The sequence below is a fragment of the Sphingomonas sp. OV641 genome (assembly GCF_900109205.1).
Taxonomy (GTDB): domain Bacteria; phylum Pseudomonadota; class Alphaproteobacteria; order Sphingomonadales; family Sphingomonadaceae; genus Sphingomonas.
Genome location: NZ_FNZB01000001.1, coordinates 1,229,831 through 1,244,731, shown reverse-complemented (window position 1 = coordinate 1,244,731; position 14,901 = coordinate 1,229,831). Strand labels below are relative to the sequence as shown.

The 14,901-nt window shown below is 66.2% G+C and carries 16 protein-coding genes, 1 tRNA gene and 1 other RNA gene; 9 read left to right on the top strand and 9 right to left on the bottom strand.

All coding sequences use genetic code 11. The features are described 5' to 3' along the window. Positions 1-4: 4 nt before the first annotated feature. The 6 genes from BMX36_RS05810 to BMX36_RS05785 form a co-directional block, all read right to left on the bottom strand. Positions 5-1,309: an alkaline phosphatase family protein gene (locus BMX36_RS05810; protein WP_093065273.1), complete on the bottom strand. Its 1,305-nt coding sequence runs from the start codon at positions 1,307-1,309 to the stop codon at positions 5-7. A gap of 133 nt (positions 1,310-1,442) precedes the next feature. Further along, a complete protein-coding gene (locus BMX36_RS05805; RefSeq protein ID WP_093063977.1) occupies positions 1,443-2,780 on the bottom strand; it encodes a PQQ-dependent sugar dehydrogenase in 1,338 nt (445 codons plus the stop codon). Between the two features lie 104 nt (positions 2,781-2,884). Beyond that, positions 2,885-3,409: an NUDIX hydrolase gene (locus BMX36_RS05800; RefSeq protein WP_093063976.1), complete on the bottom strand. Its 525-nt coding sequence runs from the start codon at positions 3,407-3,409 to the stop codon at positions 2,885-2,887. Next, positions 3,406-4,077, bottom strand: coding sequence for a TPM domain-containing protein (locus BMX36_RS05795; RefSeq protein ID WP_093063975.1), 672 nt, complete (start codon positions 4,075-4,077; stop codon positions 3,406-3,408). The genes BMX36_RS05800 and BMX36_RS05795 overlap by 4 nt, the downstream gene beginning before the upstream one ends. After that, on the bottom strand, positions 4,077-5,012 hold the full coding sequence (locus tag BMX36_RS05790; RefSeq protein WP_093063974.1) for a TPM domain-containing protein: 936 nt from the start codon (positions 5,010-5,012) through the stop codon (positions 4,077-4,079). Before BMX36_RS05790 ends, BMX36_RS05795 begins: the two co-directional genes overlap by 1 nt. Before the next feature lie 8 nt (positions 5,013-5,020). After that, a complete protein-coding gene (locus tag BMX36_RS05785; protein WP_093063973.1) occupies positions 5,021-5,599 on the bottom strand; it encodes a LemA family protein in 579 nt (192 codons plus the stop codon). A gap of 103 nt (positions 5,600-5,702) precedes the next feature. On the opposite strand from BMX36_RS05785, the gene mscL reads away from it, so the two are divergent. After that, on the top strand, positions 5,703-6,155 hold the full coding sequence (mscL, locus tag BMX36_RS05780) for a large conductance mechanosensitive channel protein MscL (protein WP_066781817.1): 453 nt from the start codon (positions 5,703-5,705) through the stop codon (positions 6,153-6,155). A 54-nt stretch (positions 6,156-6,209) separates the two neighbouring features. On the opposite strand, the gene BMX36_RS05775 is transcribed toward mscL, so the two are convergent. After that, the gene (locus BMX36_RS05775; RefSeq protein ID WP_066781816.1) at positions 6,210-6,641 is read right to left on the bottom strand and encodes an RrF2 family transcriptional regulator; all 432 of its coding nucleotides are present in this window, start codon (positions 6,639-6,641) and stop codon (positions 6,210-6,212) included. A 43-nt stretch (positions 6,642-6,684) separates the two neighbouring features. Between BMX36_RS05775 and ssrA the strand changes: the two genes are divergently transcribed. The 8 genes from ssrA to BMX36_RS05735 all read left to right on the top strand — a co-directional run bounded on the left by ssrA (position 6,685) and on the right by BMX36_RS05735 (position 13,096). Then, positions 6,685-7,074: a transfer-messenger RNA gene (gene ssrA / locus BMX36_RS05770) on the top strand. A 79-nt stretch (positions 7,075-7,153) separates the two neighbouring features. Next, positions 7,154-7,834, top strand: coding sequence for a prolyl hydroxylase family protein (locus BMX36_RS05765; protein WP_093063972.1), 681 nt, complete (start codon positions 7,154-7,156; stop codon positions 7,832-7,834). 4 nt (positions 7,835-7,838) lie between these two features. Then, positions 7,839-9,584, top strand: a complete 1,746-nt coding sequence (gene recJ, locus BMX36_RS05760) for a single-stranded-DNA-specific exonuclease RecJ (RefSeq protein WP_093063971.1) — start codon at positions 7,839-7,841, stop codon at positions 9,582-9,584. 80 nt (positions 9,585-9,664) lie between these two features. Then, positions 9,665-9,739, top strand: a tRNA-Glu gene (locus BMX36_RS05755). 57 nt (positions 9,740-9,796) lie between these two features. After that, on the top strand, positions 9,797-10,552 hold the full coding sequence (locus BMX36_RS05750; RefSeq protein WP_093063970.1) for an SDR family NAD(P)-dependent oxidoreductase: 756 nt from the start codon (positions 9,797-9,799) through the stop codon (positions 10,550-10,552). A 95-nt stretch (positions 10,553-10,647) separates the two neighbouring features. Next, positions 10,648-11,412: a LamB/YcsF family protein gene (locus tag BMX36_RS05745; protein ID WP_218142137.1), complete on the top strand. Its 765-nt coding sequence runs from the start codon at positions 10,648-10,650 to the stop codon at positions 11,410-11,412. After that, a complete protein-coding gene (locus BMX36_RS05740; RefSeq protein ID WP_093063968.1) occupies positions 11,409-12,068 on the top strand; it encodes a 5-oxoprolinase subunit B family protein in 660 nt (219 codons plus the stop codon). Before BMX36_RS05745 ends, BMX36_RS05740 begins: the two co-directional genes overlap by 4 nt. Beyond that, the gene (locus tag BMX36_RS05735) at positions 12,068-13,096 is read left to right on the top strand and encodes a 5-oxoprolinase subunit C family protein (RefSeq protein ID WP_093063967.1); all 1,029 of its coding nucleotides are present in this window, start codon (positions 12,068-12,070) and stop codon (positions 13,094-13,096) included. Before BMX36_RS05740 ends, BMX36_RS05735 begins: the two co-directional genes overlap by 1 nt. A 72-nt stretch (positions 13,097-13,168) precedes the next feature. Here the strand turns inward: BMX36_RS05735 and grpE are convergent, their stop codons facing one another. Beyond that, positions 13,169-13,714: a nucleotide exchange factor GrpE gene (gene grpE, locus BMX36_RS05730; RefSeq protein ID WP_093063966.1), complete on the bottom strand. Its 546-nt coding sequence runs from the start codon at positions 13,712-13,714 to the stop codon at positions 13,169-13,171. Between the two features lie 24 nt (positions 13,715-13,738). Next, positions 13,739-14,782: a heat-inducible transcriptional repressor HrcA gene (gene hrcA, locus BMX36_RS05725; RefSeq protein WP_093063965.1), complete on the bottom strand. Its 1,044-nt coding sequence runs from the start codon at positions 14,780-14,782 to the stop codon at positions 13,739-13,741. Positions 14,783-14,901: the final 119 nt, after the last annotated feature.

Here is a 14,901-nt window from a genome sequence, read left to right as displayed (position 1 = left end):
TCTCCTATCGGTTCTGCAACACGGGGCGGAAAACCGCGTCCGTTCCGTCCAGCTTTGGATCGGCCGGCAGGCGTAGCAGGGTGCGGAGCAGCGGCGCCACCGCGACATTGTCAAACGCCCGTAGCGTCTGCCCACGCGCAAAGGCCGGGCCATTGGCAATGAACAAGGCGCTCATGCTGGGCGCCATGGGATCGAACCCGTGGTTGCCGCGCGTGTAGCTTTGGGCGGGCGCAGTCTTCATCAATTCCCATCCGTCCGCCGCCAGGCAGAGGAAGGGCGGGATGCGTGTGTTGCGGCCATAGTGGAAGCGCGCGGGGATGTTCTCCTTGCGCCAGCATTCCATGTGCGGGTGCGACTTCAGCAATGCGGACGCGACTGCCGCCTCCCGTCCCGGCAACGGGGCAAAAGTTGCATAGGGGCCTGCCTCCACGATCCGGGCGTCGGTCGCGGCAACGATCTGATCGAGCGGAACCACCCGCTCGCTTGATGTTGCCGCCATGCCATGGTCGGACACGATGATCAGATTGGCAGGCTGGCCGAGCTCCGCCAATTCCGAGACCAGTTCACCGATCTGCCGGTCGACTTCCGCCAGCGCCGTCTGCACGCCTGCCGAGTCCGGACCGCCGCGATGCCCTTCGGTATCCACGACATCGAAATAGGTGGTCACGAACTGGGGCCGGATGTCAGCAGGGCGGCGCATCCAGTCGATCACCTGGCGGACGCGGTTCTCGCCCGGCATCTGCTGGCTGAACGCCTGCCAGTCGCTCGGCCGCACGCCGCCCGTCAACGTGTTCGGCCACTCGGTCGCGCGCGTGCCGCCCCAAGCCACCGTTGATCCCGGCCAGAACATGGAGGCGGTGCGCACGCCTGCCTGTTCCGCCGTCACCCAGATCGGCGGCGCGGCATTCCACCAGAAGGGATCGTCGGTGGCCATCGTGAAGACCTCGCCCGGACGGGCCGGATCCTCCATCATGTTGGCTGTGATGCCATGGCGATCGGGACGGAGCCCGGTCACGAGCGTCCAGTGATTGGGGTAGGTCTTGGAGGGGAAGGACGGCCGCATTGGCCCCGTCACGCCCTCTTTCGCCAGGCGCGACAGATTGGGTGTGACACCGCGCTCGAGATAATCTGTCCGAAAGCCGTCGATCGAGACCAGGATGGTCACGGGCGTACGGATTTCGTTCTGCGCGGCCAGCGTGGTTTGCGGTGCTGGCGATGTAGCAAGCGGCAGGGCAGGGGGCGTTCCGGGATAGCCGCAACCGGCCAGGAACGAGGCAGCGAAGAGAGCGGGAATGAGTCGGCGTAGCATCCGTCCCCGGTAGCGATCAGAGCGGCTGCTGTCGCCCATCGCATTGGGCGCGCGCGGCGCTTCGATCACCAGAGACACACGGGAGGGATCGGCGGCCCGCCCGTGCGGCTATGCCCGGAAAGAAAGGCTTGGATCAGCGCGCTGGCGTCGCTGCCGGAGCGACGCGCCAGATCACGTTGCCCACGTCATCGGCGACGAGCATCGCGCCTGTGCGATCCCCGATCACCCCCACCGGCCGCCCCATCGCCTCGCCATCGGCATTCAGGAAGCCTGTCAGAATGTCGACCGGCTTCGCGCCAGACACGGGCCAACCTTTCGGCGTGAACGGTACGAACACTACCTTGTACCCTGACGGCGGCACACGGTTCCATGAACCATGCTCCCCGATAAAGGCGCCTTGCGCGAACCGCTGCCCCAGGTTCACGTCTCCGGCGAAGGTCAGGCCCAGCGCCGCGACGTGCGGCCCCAGCGCATAGTCGGGCCGCTTGGAATATTGCTGAAGCTGCGGATTGGCAGGCTCGACCCGCTTGTCGGGATAGCCGCCCCAATAATACCACGGCCAGCCGAAGTGGTCGCCGAGTTCAATCGCGGTCAGATAATCCGGCACGATGTCGGATCCCAGCATGTCGCGCTCGTTCACCACCGTCCACAGCTGCTTGGACTTCGGATTGATCGCCATGCCATTGGGGTTGCGCAGACCGGCGGCATAGATGCGCGAGGTCTTTTCCTTGGGCCATACTTGCAGGATGTTGGCCCGGCGTCGCTCGAGATCGAGCCCCTTTTCAGCAACGTTCGAGGCGGATCCGACCGACACGTACAAGGTGCGGCCATCCTCGGCCGTGATCACGTTGCGTGCCCAATGGTTCTCCCCTCCAGGAAGCTTCACCACCATTTCGGGCTTCGCCACAATCTTGGTTGCACCCTCTTCATAGGGGACGCGCACCAGGGCGTCGGTATTCGCAATGTAGAGCTGCCCGTCCAGCAGTGTCATGCCGAACGGAGAATTGAGCCCGGTCATGAACACGGAGCGGAATTCTGCTCGACCGTCGCCATCGGCGTCGCGCAGCAGGGTGATGCGATTGGCAGAAGGCACGCCGGCGCCGGCGCGCCCCATCAGGTAACGCATCACTCGATCGACGAAGCTGCGTCCACGCGGCGGCGAATTGGTTTCTGCCACAAGCACGTCGCCGTTCGGCAGGCGATACATCCAGCGGGGATGATCCAGCCCCTCGGCGAAACGCGCCACGGTGAGCCCGGCCGCAACCTGCGGCTTCGCGCCGGCCGCCCAGCCGACCGCGTCGGCCACCTTGACGGTGGGAATCATCTGGCTGCGCGGCTCGGTGATCTTCGGCCGCTGGCCGGTCACTTCGGCAACGCCAAGCCGGGCCTTGTCGGGCCAGCTCAGCCAGATGAAGATGCCAATGCCGGCAAGGATGATCAGGCCGAGCACGATCAGGATGTGTTTGCGCATGAATTCGAGATAGACGCGCCGAACGGGCGGGGAAAGGGCGCAGGACGATGTCGAGCGCCTCGAACGCGCCACATGCGCGGATTATTGCGCGTTCCGGCTGCTGCTCAGGCCAGCAACGCGTCCGACAACAGCAACAGCAACTTCACGTCCATCGCGGCGCCTTCGGTACGTTTCCGGGCGACAAAGTCCGGGAGCGTCGCGCGCGGCACGACGTGGACGGTAATTTCCTCTTCCGCATCGCCGCCGCCTTCGCCGACCTTCACCAGATCACGCGCGCGTACCAGCGTGAAGCCCTCGCTCACCATGCCGGGGGACGAATGGAAGAAGCCTAGGGGTTCGATCGAGCCGGCTCGATAACCAGTCTCCTCCTCCAGTTCGCGCCGGGCCGCCTCAACCAGCGGCTCGCCTGCCTCTACGTCTCCGATCAGTCCGGCCGGAAGCTCAAGGCAATGACGCCCCAGCGGCACGCGATATTGCTCGACCAGGATCACCTCGTCGGCATCGGTGATCGCCACGATCACGGCAGCGCCGATCCCTCTCGATCGCGACGCATATTCCCACTTTCCCTGCTTCACCATCTTGATGAAGCGGCCTTCCCACATGGTTTCGGCGAGGGTCTCGTCCGTCATAGTTCGATCAATCGATCCGGCAGTTCATTGGGGTTGGTGCCTGTGCGCGGGAAATGCTCTGCCAGCACGACGCCGATTTCCTCGACGGCGGCTGCCATGCCGTCTCCGGGACGCCCGTCCTTCACCGCCGCCAGCAAGACCGCCATGGCATGGCCCCACACATCGGGCGAGACACGGCTGTGGATGCCGGCATCAGCGACGATTTCGGCGCGATGCTCGTCAAGGCTGAGGTAGAGGAGTACGCCCGTCGCAGCGACGGTGCGATGCTCCGCGCTAGCCCGAAACAGGGTGAGCGCGCGGGCATGAACCCGCCTGGTCTTGGTCGCGCCGGGTGTCAGCGCCATGCGCAGCGTTGGCAGGGCAAGCAGGTAACGCACCAGCAGAAAGGCCACAACGGACAGGATGGTGGCCACCGTCAGTGCAGTCGCGGTGGAGACGTGTTCGTTCCACGATCCGCCGGTCAGCAGGTGAACGGCGTCAACCGCGCTCGGAAACGTTGCCAGCAGCGCCAGCACGAGCAGCATGGCGAGGATGGCCCAATGCAGCCCGACATCATGATAGGCGTCAGAGCGGCGGGCGACGATCGTGACGATCTCTCCATTGGTCGCCTGCTCGGCCGCGGCGACCGCGGCGGTGACCTTGGCGTGATCTTCTTGCGAAAGCCGCATCACCAGCTCCCCGAGGCGCCGCCGCCTCCGAACGAGCCACCACCGCCGCCCGAGAAACCGCCGCCGCCCCAGCCGCCGCCGCCGCCGCCGGATCCTCCGCCCCAGCCACCGCCGCCGCCCCAGCTGTCATCGTCGTCGCTGCTGTTGATCGCGGCGCTCGCGACATTCGCGGCGATGTTCCACAGGATCACCGAGCTTAGCCCGCTATCGCCCCGGTAACGCCGGCCCTTGGCGCTGCCGCGGCGGCCCAGCGACAGGAGAACGAAAAGCGCGATCATGCCCCAAAAAACGAGACCAAGCGGGAAGCCCCCGCCACTGCGACGCTGGCCCGCCTGCGCGCCGTCAATTTCCTTGATCGCGGCATCCAGCCTGGCCTGGGCTTCCTCGGGCGAAGCGCGCAGTTGCGCCTCAAGCGCCTGAGCGCCGGCAACCACGCCGCCCGGCAGATCTCCGGATTTGAAACGGGGTAGTATCTGCTGGTTGATGATCACGCTCGACAAAGCGTCCGTCAGGATCGGTTCCAGGCCGTAGCCGACCTCCACGCGCACCTTTCGCTCGTTGGGTGCGACAAGAAGGATGGCGCCGTTGTTGACGTCCTTCAGGCCCACGCCCCAGGCCCGGCCCAGCCTGTAGCCATATTCCTCGATCGGATAGTCCTGCAGGCTCGGCACGGTTGCGACGATCAATTGTCGCTTGGTGTCCCGTTGAACCGCATCGAGCTGCTGGGTGAGCTGCGCTTCCACCTGCGGCGGCAGTATCTCGGCGGCGTCCACGACAAAGCCGGTCAGCTTGGGAAATGTCTGCGCATCTGCCGTACCGATGGCGAACGGCGACAGGAGCAGCGACGCCGCCGCCAGCAGGGCAGCGAGCCAGAGCCGAAGCGGCGGCGTCTGGCCGCCACCATGCGCCCTGTCTTCAGCAAGCGGTGCGGACATGCCGACGATCAGCCGCCGAAATCCACCTTTGGCGCAGCTTCGGCTCCGGGCGTGGTCGCCTGGAACGGCACCATCGGCTTGGCGCCATAAAAGATGCGGGCGCCAATCGCGTCAGGGAAGGTGCGGATGCGCGTGTTATAGGATTGCACCGCCGTATTGTAATCGTTGCGCGCGATGGTGATGCGGTTTTCCGTACCTTCCAGCTGGCTCATCAGCGTTGTGTAGTTCGCCTGGCTCTTGAGTTCCGGATACGCCTCCTGCAGCCGCTGCAGCGACAATGTCAGGCCCGCCTGCGCGCGTTGATACGCCTGCATCTTGGCTGGATCGGCCAGATCGTCACCGGAAACCTGGATCTGGGTCGCGGAGGCGCGGGCCTGTGTGACCTCGGTCAGCACGTCCTTCTCCTGGGCGCCCGCGGCCTTCACGGTCGCGACCAGATTGGGAATCAGGTCCGCCCGGCGCTGATACTGGTTCTGCACATCGGCCCAGCGCGCCTTGGCATTCTCTTCCGCTGTCGGAACGCTGTTGATCCCGCAGCTGGCAAGGCTGGCGGACAGAGCGAGGAGGACGACAGGGCGCGATCTCATGGTTTGGCTCTCCAGTTACTGTGTCATCGATATAGGACAGTCTGGTGGCTTGGCGAAGGGGCAAAGAGCAATTAGCGTCGATCAAAACACGGGGAAGGTGACGATGCTCAAAGAATTCAGGGCGTTCATCGCGCGCGGCAATGTGCTGGATCTCGCCGTGGCGGTGATCATCGGTGCCGCGTTCGGCAAGATCGTGACGTCGCTCACGGAAGACGTGTTGATGCCGGTGATCGGCAAGGTGTTCGGAGGGCTGGACTTTTCCAGCTATTTCCTGGTGCTCGGCGATGTGCCGGCAGCCTTGCAGGGCTCCACCGATTACGTGGCGCTGAAGAAGGCTGGCGTCCCGCTGCTCGGCTATGGAGCGTTCATCACCCAGGCGGTGAACTTCCTGATCGTCGCCTTCATCATTTTCATGCTGGTCCGTACCGTCAACCGAGCGGTGGCCCTGTTCGAGCATGAAAAGGCCAAGACGGCGGACGAGCCCAAGGCGGAACCCGCAGACGTCGCGCTGCTGCGCGAGATTCGCGACGAACTGAAGGCGCGGCCTAACGTCTGAACCGCGGCGTGAGCGTTCTGCTCGCCTGATGATGTAGGTGGAGTGGCCGGGCGTTTACGCCGCGGCCATCTCCTCGGCCGTTGCATCCGCCAGGCTGGTGCCATCAAGGATGCGCGCGGTTTCATCCCGCACCCGGGCCATGGCGTGGCGAATGGCGCAATCCGCCTCGCTCTTGCAATCCTTGCACGGGCGATAGGCCGTGCGGCTGACGCAGGGGACGAGCGCCAGCGGCCCTTCGATCACGCGGATCACTTCGCCCAGCGAGATCAGATGCGCCGGGCGCGACAGGACGTAACCGCCCATCTTGCCCCGCTGGCTGTGCAGCAGGCCGGCATCGCGCAGGTCCGCCAGGATCAGCTCGAGGAACTTGCGCGGAACGTTCGCCTCGGCGGCGATGCGGTTCATCGGGGTGGGTGGTCCGCCCGCAGGCATGGTCGCAAGGAACAGCATCGAGCGGAGCGCGTATCGGGAACGCTGGGTAAGCATGATATCCTGTTATATGCACCCGCATTATGGCGACCGAAAGGCGCCTCTTCCAACTTTGTGTTCGGCGCCCTATATCGGTCGCGCTCGCGGGGCTTGCCCCACGGCTATGGCGATAAACGCCGGCGAAGAATAGGCACAGCGGACCCGGGGGCAGTACCCGGCGGCTCCACCATCGCAGCTGCTTCCCAGCAGCTTCGTTGACGGGGCCGAACCAGGATCGACGTGTGTTGAAAAGCGCTGGTTTTTGCTCGGAATGGGACCACCGCGACGGCCCATACACAAGTGCCAACGATAACGAAGCACTCGCGATTGCGGCGTAACCTGACGGCTTAACGGCCTAAGGTTACTCCAAAATAGCGCGGTCGGACCGCACCGGGCAACAGAAGCGGATTCCAGCGGCATGGGGAGCGCCGGGCAACAGAAGCTCCCCACCTCCATCATGGTTCTGCCTTGGATGGCCGCTTCCCCGCGGGATCTTGCCTTCCGCTTTGGCGCGCGCAAATAGGTGCGCCATGGCGATCACCAGCGTTCCCGGTCATCCTTCAGAGCATCGCGCCCGCATCGGCAGCTCCGTTGCCGCTCGGCTGGAGGCGGATCCACGCGCCGTGCGCCTTCCCACCGAACAGGCTGCCGCCTGGAAGATTCCGGCCTATCTCGACGTGGCCAACTGCAAGCGGCTGGTGGCGATGATCGATGCCAACCGTCGACCTTCCACGCTTCTGTCGGATCACGGCGACACCACGTTCCGGACGTCGGAGAGCTGCGACATGAACCGCCGCTCGCCCGAGATCCAGCCAATCGACGAGGGGCTGGCCCATCTCCTCGGGCTCGATCCCCTTTGGGGGGAGACGATGCAGGGGCAGCGCTATGCGCCCGGGCAGTATTTCAAGGCGCATCACGATTACTTCCACGAGGGCGAAAGCTACTGGCCCTCGATGAAGGCGTCTGGCGGGCAGCGGGTCTGGACCGCGATGATCTTCCTCAACGACGTGGAGGAGGGCGGCGCGACCTGGTTCCCTCAGGCGGGCGTTCGGGTGAAGCCGAAGCGGGGTACGCTGCTCGCGTGGAACAACATGAACCCGGACGGCAGCCCGAACACCGCCACGCTGCATGAAGGTACGGCAGTGTCCGAAGGCGTGAAATACATCATCACCAAATGGTTTCGCGAAGCGCCCTGGACGCCGGGAGCATAGCGGCATGATGCACGTCCTTGGCGTGGAACGGTCGATCCTGGGCCAGCCATGGCGATGGCGCGCCACCGCCGCCGACAATCTCGCGCCGCACGATCTCGTCACGCAGCTGCTGCTTGCCCGCGGCTGCTCACCCGAGACGCTCGAGGATCATCGCAGCCCGTCGATCCGGGCGTTCATGCCGGACCCTTCGATTTTTCGGGACATGGATGCCGCCGCGGACCGGCTGGCGGACGCGGTGCAGCGTGCGGAGAGCATCGCGATCTTCGGCGACTACGATGTGGACGGGGCGACTTCCGCCGCGCTGATGATCCTGCTTCTGCGCCAACTCGGGATCGAGGCGCGCGGCTACATCCCGGATCGCGTGGCCGAAGGCTATGGTCCTAGCGCGGCGGCGATGACGCGACTGGCGCGGGAAGGGGCCTCGCTGATCGTCACGGTCGATTGCGGCGCTCAGGCGTTCGATGCCCTGGCGGCGGCGCATGCGGCGCCGGTCGACGTGATCGTCGTCGATCATCACCAATGCGCCAGCGAACTGCCGGTGGCACATGCAGTGGTGAACCCCAATCGCCTTGATGAGGCGGAAGGGGCAGCCCACGGCCATCTGGCGGCCGTCGGCGTCGCTTTCCTGCTCGGCGCGGCGTTGCTTCGTTCGCTGCGCCGCCGGGGGTTCTTCACGAACCGGGCGGAACCGAAGTTGATCGAGCTTCTCGATCTGGTCGCGTTGGGAACGGTGGCGGATGTCGCCCAGCTGCGCGGCCTGAATCGCGCCTTCGTCGCCCAGGGGCTGAAGGTCATGGCTGGCCGGCGCAACCCTGGTCTTGCCGCCTTGATCGAGGCGTCGCGCCTGACGCGGGCGCCTACCGCCAGCGACCTTGGCTTTGCGCTTGGACCCCGCATCAACGCCGGCGGTCGGGTCGGGCGAGCCGATCTCGGCCTGCGTCTGCTCACGACGCAGGATGTGGCGGAGGCGAAAAACATCGCCGCCGAGCTTGACCGCCTGAACGAGGAGCGGCGCGCGATTGAGGCCACCGTCCAGGTGGAGGCGGAAGCCATGTACGCCTCTGGTCGCCGTGTGACCGTTGTCGCCGGTCACGCCTGGCATCCGGGCGTCATCGGGATCGTCGCAGGGCGGCTGAAGGAAAAACTCGGTCAGCCCGCCATCGTCATCGCCGTGGATGAAAATGGCATCGGCAAGGGTTCAGGCAGGTCGATCCCGGGTGTGGATCTGGGGCAGGCAGTTCTGGCCGCCAAGGTTGCGGGACTGGTGGTCGCAGGCGGGGGACATGCCATGGCGGCAGGCTTGACGATCATGGCGGACCAGGTGCCTTCCTTTGCCGACTTCCTCGAGGAGCTGTTGGCGGATCGGGTCACGGCAGCGGTGGCCGACCGGGCGCTGTTGGTGGATTCGATCCATGCGCCTGGCGGAGTCACGCCCGATCTGGTCACGGCGATGGAGACGGGTGGCCCTTACGGCGTCGGCTGGCCCAGTCCGCGGGTCGCGATCGGGCCAGTGCGCCCGGTCCGTGTCGACGTGGTCGGCAATGGCCATATTCGCGCGATCGTGGCCGGTGATGACGGGCGCAGCCTGAAAGCGATGGCGTTCCGGTCGGCGGAAACAGCGCTGGGCGCCGCGCTGCTCGGCGCTGCCCCGCACCGCAAGCTCTGGCTCGCCGGTCGCCCGAAGATCGATGATTGGTCGCAGCGCCCGGCGGCCGAGCTCCACATCGACGACGCTGCATGGGCGGATTGATTGGCTGCCGATAAAATGCAGATGAAGTGGAATGTGGCGATTGACAGGTGCCTCGCCCCCCTCTAGCTGCACCCCCCGCTGGCCCCTTCGTCTAGTGGTTAGGACGCGGCCCTTTCACGGCTGAAACACGGGTTCGAGTCCCGTAGGGGTCACCAGCACCTCGCCCGATCGCTCCGTTCGGCGCCGACAGGGCGCCAGAACGGGGAGGATGCGTGGCTTTCGATCTTAGCGGGCGCACCGCGCTCATTACGGGCGCGTCTTCCGGGCTCGGTGCTCATTTTGCTGAAGTCTTTGTCGCTGCCGGTGCACAGGTGGTGATCGGCGCACGGCGTGTCGACCGGGTGGAGGCGCTTGCGGCGCGCCTCGGCGCAAAGGCGCTGCCGGTCGCCATTGACGTGACCGATGAGGCATCGATCGCAGCTGCCTTTGATGCGGCAGAGGCCCGCTTCGGCACGGTTGATACCGTCATCGCCAATGCCGGCGTGGCCAATGGCGGTCGCACGGTCGATGTGGCGCCTGACAAGCTGCGCCAGACGATCGACACCAATTTCACCGGCGTTCTGCTGACGGCACGCGAAGGCGCGCGGCGTATGATCGCTGCCGGTTCGCGTGACAGCGGCCGTGGCCGGATCGTCCTTGTCGGATCGATCACTGCGCATGTGACCGGGCACGGGGATAGCGCCTATGCCGCCTCCAAGGCGGCAGTGGCGCATCTGGGCCGCAATCTCGCCCGTGAATGGGTGCGGCAGGGGATCAACGTCAATGTGATCCAGCCGGGCTATATCCAGACCGAGATCGCCGGCGACTGGTTTGAGAGCGAAGGCGGCGCGAAACAGATCGCAGGTTGGCATCGTCGCCGCTTCATGCCGATCGACGTGCTTGACCCGCAACTGCTCTATTTCGCCTCGGACGCAAGCGCCTGGGTCAGCGGATCGGTCATCGACATCGACGACGGACAGTCGCTCTAAGCACCGGCTGGACGCGGCGCCCGCGTCTCCCATGCCGACCGGGCGCCGGCGGAAGCTTGGACAGGCCTGGCGGCACGGAGTAGGCAGGCGCCGTGATGACCATCGACCTCAACGCGGATCTTGGCGAAGGCTTCGGCCCTTGGACCCTGGGGGACGACGCCGCGATGTTCGGCCTCGTCACCAGCGCCAATGTTGCGTGTGGCGGCCATGCGAGCGATCCGGAGACCATGTTCCGGACGCTTTCGCTCGCACGCGAGCACGATGTGGTCGTGGGGGCGCACCCCAGCTATCCCGACATCGCCGGCTTCGGCCGCCGCCGCTTGCCCGCGAGCGTGGCCGAAATCGAGCGGTTCGTTGCCGCTCAGGTCGGCGCATTGCTGGGCATGGCGGCGCTGGCTGGCCATCCGGTGCGATATGTTAAGCCGCATGGAGCTCTCGCAAACGTCGCGGCGGCCGAACGCGATGTTGCCGAGGCGATCGTCCGTTCCGTTCGTGCCTTGGATCGGGAGCTTGCCGTGCTCGCGATCTCGGGCACGCAATTGGAGGCTGCGGCGGGGCGGGCCGGGCTTCGCGTGTTCAGCGAAATCTATGCCGATCGCGGCTATACCGCATCGGGACAGTTGGTCCCCCGCAGCGCACCGGGGGCGGTCATCCATGATGCGGAAGCTGCGGCGGCGCGCCTGCTCAACTTTTTCGATAGCGGCGCGATGCCGACCGTCGAGGGCGGCGCCATCCGGTTGGCGGCGGACTCCATTTGCGTGCACGGCGACAACCCGGCCGCCGTCGCCATGGCGTCGCGGATACGATCGGTGCTGGAAGGGCAGGGCCTGGCGATCGCACCCTTCCTCGACCGGGCATGAGCGGGCCCACCTTCCGACCGGTAGGCTCCGGCGCGTTGCTCGCGGATTTCGGCGGCGAGATCGCAGAGGATGTGTTTGCGCAGGTGGTGTCGCTGGATCGTGCGCTCTCGGCACAACCGCCCGCATGGTTCGAGGAGGCGGTGCCGGCCTATACGAGCCTGCTGATCGTGTTCGATCCTCTTGCCACCGATCACGCCAGTGTCGCCGCGCATCTTCGCTCGCTTGAAGCCGCATCGGTCGATCTCTTGGCCACCACCACCCACGAAGTGCCGGTCTGTTACGATGGCGATGCTGGTCCTGACGTGGCCGCGGCCGCCCAGACGCTTGGCCTGTCTGAAGAGGCGGTGATCGCCGCCCATCTGGCGGGTGACTATCGCGTCTTCATGTACGGCTTCGCGCCCGGCTATGCCTATCTCGGCGGCGTACCGCGAGACCTGCACTTGCCGCGCAAGGCAGCCGCGGTGCGGGGCCATCCGGTTGGCAGCGTGATGGTTGCCGGTCCGCAGTGCCTGATCACGACGCTGCCCATGCCTACCGGCTGGTGGGTGATCGGGCGCACGTCGCTTCGCGTGCTCGACGCGGCGGCCGATCGCCCCTTTCTGTTCGAGCCCGGCGATCGAGTGCGCTTCATTCGCGTCGGCGCGGAGGCGCTGTGATGAGCGATGCGCGGTTGCGGATTGAGGAGGCAGGGCCGCTCACCAGCATCCAGGATGCCGGGCGGCCCGGGTGGCGCCGCTTCGGCGTGCCGCCATCAGGTCCGGTCGATCGGCGAGCCTTCGCGGCGGCAGTGGGTGCGAGCGGCGGATATGGATCCGCCATCGAGTTCTCGCTGGGCGGCCTGACGCTGGTGGCGGAGGAGCGCGCCGTCTCGGTCGCGATCACCGGTGCTGCCTTGGCGACCGTCAACGGTGTTGAGGTCGGCGGCTGGTGCGTGGTGACGCTTCAGCCCGGCGCGCGCTGCCGCATTCGCGAATCGAGCGGCAATTGGGGCTATTGCGCGCCGGCGGGTCGGCTGGACTGCAGCGAATGGCTCGGCAGCAGCGCGACGCATCTGATCGCAGGCTTGGGCGGAGGGCGGATCGGAGAGGGCGATAGATTGACGGTGCGGGAGGCGCGCCGCGATGTCGCCTCGGTCGATATTCCTCGGTTCGCTGATGGAGAGCCCTTCACGGTCGCCCGTGCCGTTCTGGGGCCGCAGCAGCGATATTTCACACCAGAAGTGCTGCGCCGGCTCACCAGCGAGCCCTTCGCCGCCAGCGCCCGTTTCGACCGCATGGGAATGGTGCTTGATGGTCCGCCGCTTCCGCCGGAGCGGATCGACATGCCCAGCGAACCGGCGATGCGCGGCGCGCTCCAGATCGATGGTGATGGCAGGATGAGCCTGCTGACCGCCGACCACCAGACGACCGGAGGCTACCCGCGCATTGCCGTGGTGATCGATCCCGACATTGATCGGCTGGCGCAACTCCCGGCTGGGTCAGCCATCCGCTTTCAACTGGTTGAACCGGAAGAGGCGATCGCGCTGACCCGCGCGGCTGCTGCCGACACTGCGGCATGGCTGGATCGTGTGAAGACGGCGGCACGGCGCCGCCCATCGCTACTGACGGCTAATCTGGCCGACGGACTTGTGGTCACCCGGCGCTTCTCGTCAGGGGCGCCACCCTGGCCTCCAAGCGCACGCTGACCTGATTGCCCGGAGACGATCGACGGGCGGCACCCGCCGCCATCATCTCCGGGCAATCGCAGATGCTCGTGATCAGTTCGGCTTCTTCGCCACACCGACCAGGGATGGGCGAAGCAGGCGATCCTTGATCATCCAACCGGACTGCATTTCCTGCACAATCGTGCCGGGTTCCGCATCGGACGGCATTTCGATCATCGCCTGGTGCCGGTTCGGATCGAGCGGCTGGCCCATCGCCTCAATCCGGGTCAGGCCATGGCGCTGGAACACGCTGGTCAGCTCACGGCCGGTGGCTTCCAGGCCAGTGACCAGGCCCTTCAGCCGTTCGTCCTCGCGCAGGTCGGCGGGAATCGCCGCCAGCGCACGCTCCAGATTGTCGTTCACGCTCAGCACGTCGCGCGCGAACGACGTCGCCGCATAGGCGCGGGCGTCGGCGGCGTCCTTCTCCGCGCGGCGACGCACGTTCTGGATCTCGGCCTGGGCGTACAGCGTCTGCTGCTTGGCCTCGGCCAGCTGTCCCTCCAGTTCGGCTAGACGGTCATGCTCGGCAACCTCGGGGGCGGCGGCAGCGGTTTCGTCGCGCAGATCCTCGCCCGGGGTGTTCGTCTCGGTGTCGTTCATTGTTTCCCTGTCTTTGCTGGCAGCTCAACCCATCAAACGGGCGAGCGTTGCGGCAGTGAAATCCACCATGGGCACGACGCGCGCGTAGTTCAACCGGGTCGGCCCGATCACGCCGACAACGCCGACCACGCGGCCATCGCTCCCGCGAAAGGGCTTGGCGATGACGGACGAACCGGAAAGCGCGAACAATTTGTTCTCCGCGCCGATGAAAATGCGTGTCGCATCGCCGGCGCGGGCGGAATCGAGCAGCGCGGCGATTTCCTGTTTCCCGTCCAGATCGTCCAGCAATTCGCGCACCCGGTCCAGGTCTGCGGTTGCGGCATCGTCGAGGAGGCGGGCCTGCCCGCGAACGATCAGCACCGGCCGGCGCTCGCCATCTTCGCTCCACACCGCGATGCCGCGCTCGATCAGCGCACGCGCCGCACTGTCGACATCCGCGCGCCCTTGCGCCAGTTCCCGCTCGATCCGGGCGCGTGCCGCTGCCAGGGTCAGGCCGGATAGCGTCGCCGACATGAAATTGCCGGCCTCCACCAGCGCGGCCGGACCCACGCCCGGCGGCAGGTCCACGACGCGGTTTTCCACCGCGCCGTCCTCGCTCACCAGCACTGCCAGCGCCTGTCCGTGTGACAGGGGGACGAAGCCGATCGAACGCAGCACCTGCTCATGCTTGGGCACCATGACCAGGCCCGCACAGGCCGACAGGCCGGAAAGCGCGGCCGTCGTGGCGGCGAGCGCTTCCTCCACCGGCCCGGCAAGTCCCGCCCGCGCTTCGATCGTCGCCCGTTCCTCGGCGGAGGGCTCAAGCGCCTGCATCATGCCGTCGACAAACAGGCGCAGGCCCAGTTCCGTCGGCATGCGTCCCGCAGAGGTGTGGGGCGCGGCCAGAAGCCCCCAATCTTCCAACTGCGCCAGGACGCTGCGGATCGACGCTGGCGACAGGTTGAGGCCCGCCTGCGCCAGCGTCTTCGATCCGACGGGCAGGCCGCTCGCCAGATAACCGTCAACGACGCGGCGGAAGATGTCGCGCGCTCGATCGGACAGTTCGGCGATGGGCGGAGATGGGGTCACGGTCCAAATCTAGGCGGCGCATACTGGCGCGGCAATCATCCAGCGGCTACGGCCGGGTGAAATCACCGCTGCCCGTCCAGCGCCGCCGAGGCACGCCACGCGCTTGAACAAAGCCGCAG

Bases quoted from the DNA above. Each gene is read 5' to 3' on its own strand.
- BMX36_RS05810 (WP_093065273.1), bottom strand. From the start codon at position 1,309: ATGCTACGCCGACTCATTCCCGCTCTCTTCGCTGCCTCGTTCCTGGCC.
- BMX36_RS05805 (WP_093063977.1), bottom strand. From the start codon at position 2,780: ATGCGCAAACACATCCTGATCGTGCTCGGCCTGATCATCCTTGCCGGC.
- BMX36_RS05800 (WP_093063976.1), bottom strand. From the start codon at position 3,409: ATGACGGACGAGACCCTCGCCGAAACCATGTGGGAAGGCCGCTTCATC.
- BMX36_RS05795 (WP_093063975.1), bottom strand. From the start codon at position 4,077: ATGCGGCTTTCGCAAGAAGATCACGCCAAGGTCACCGCCGCGGTCGCC.
- BMX36_RS05790 (WP_093063974.1), bottom strand. From the start codon at position 5,012: ATGTCCGCACCGCTTGCTGAAGACAGGGCGCATGGTGGCGGCCAGACG.
- BMX36_RS05785 (WP_093063973.1), bottom strand. From the start codon at position 5,599: ATGAGATCGCGCCCTGTCGTCCTCCTCGCTCTGTCCGCCAGCCTTGCC.
- mscL (WP_066781817.1), top strand. From the start codon at position 5,703: ATGCTCAAAGAATTCAGGGCGTTCATCGCGCGCGGCAATGTGCTGGAT.
- BMX36_RS05775 (WP_066781816.1), bottom strand. From the start codon at position 6,641: ATGCTTACCCAGCGTTCCCGATACGCGCTCCGCTCGATGCTGTTCCTT.
- BMX36_RS05765 (WP_093063972.1), top strand. From the start codon at position 7,154: ATGGCGATCACCAGCGTTCCCGGTCATCCTTCAGAGCATCGCGCCCGC.
- recJ (WP_093063971.1), top strand. From the start codon at position 7,839: ATGATGCACGTCCTTGGCGTGGAACGGTCGATCCTGGGCCAGCCATGG.
- BMX36_RS05745 (WP_218142137.1), top strand. From the start codon at position 10,648: ATGACCATCGACCTCAACGCGGATCTTGGCGAAGGCTTCGGCCCTTGG.
- BMX36_RS05740 (WP_093063968.1), top strand. From the start codon at position 11,409: ATGAGCGGGCCCACCTTCCGACCGGTAGGCTCCGGCGCGTTGCTCGCG.
- BMX36_RS05735 (WP_093063967.1), top strand. From the start codon at position 12,068: ATGAGCGATGCGCGGTTGCGGATTGAGGAGGCAGGGCCGCTCACCAGC.
- grpE (WP_093063966.1), bottom strand. From the start codon at position 13,714: ATGAACGACACCGAGACGAACACCCCGGGCGAGGATCTGCGCGACGAA.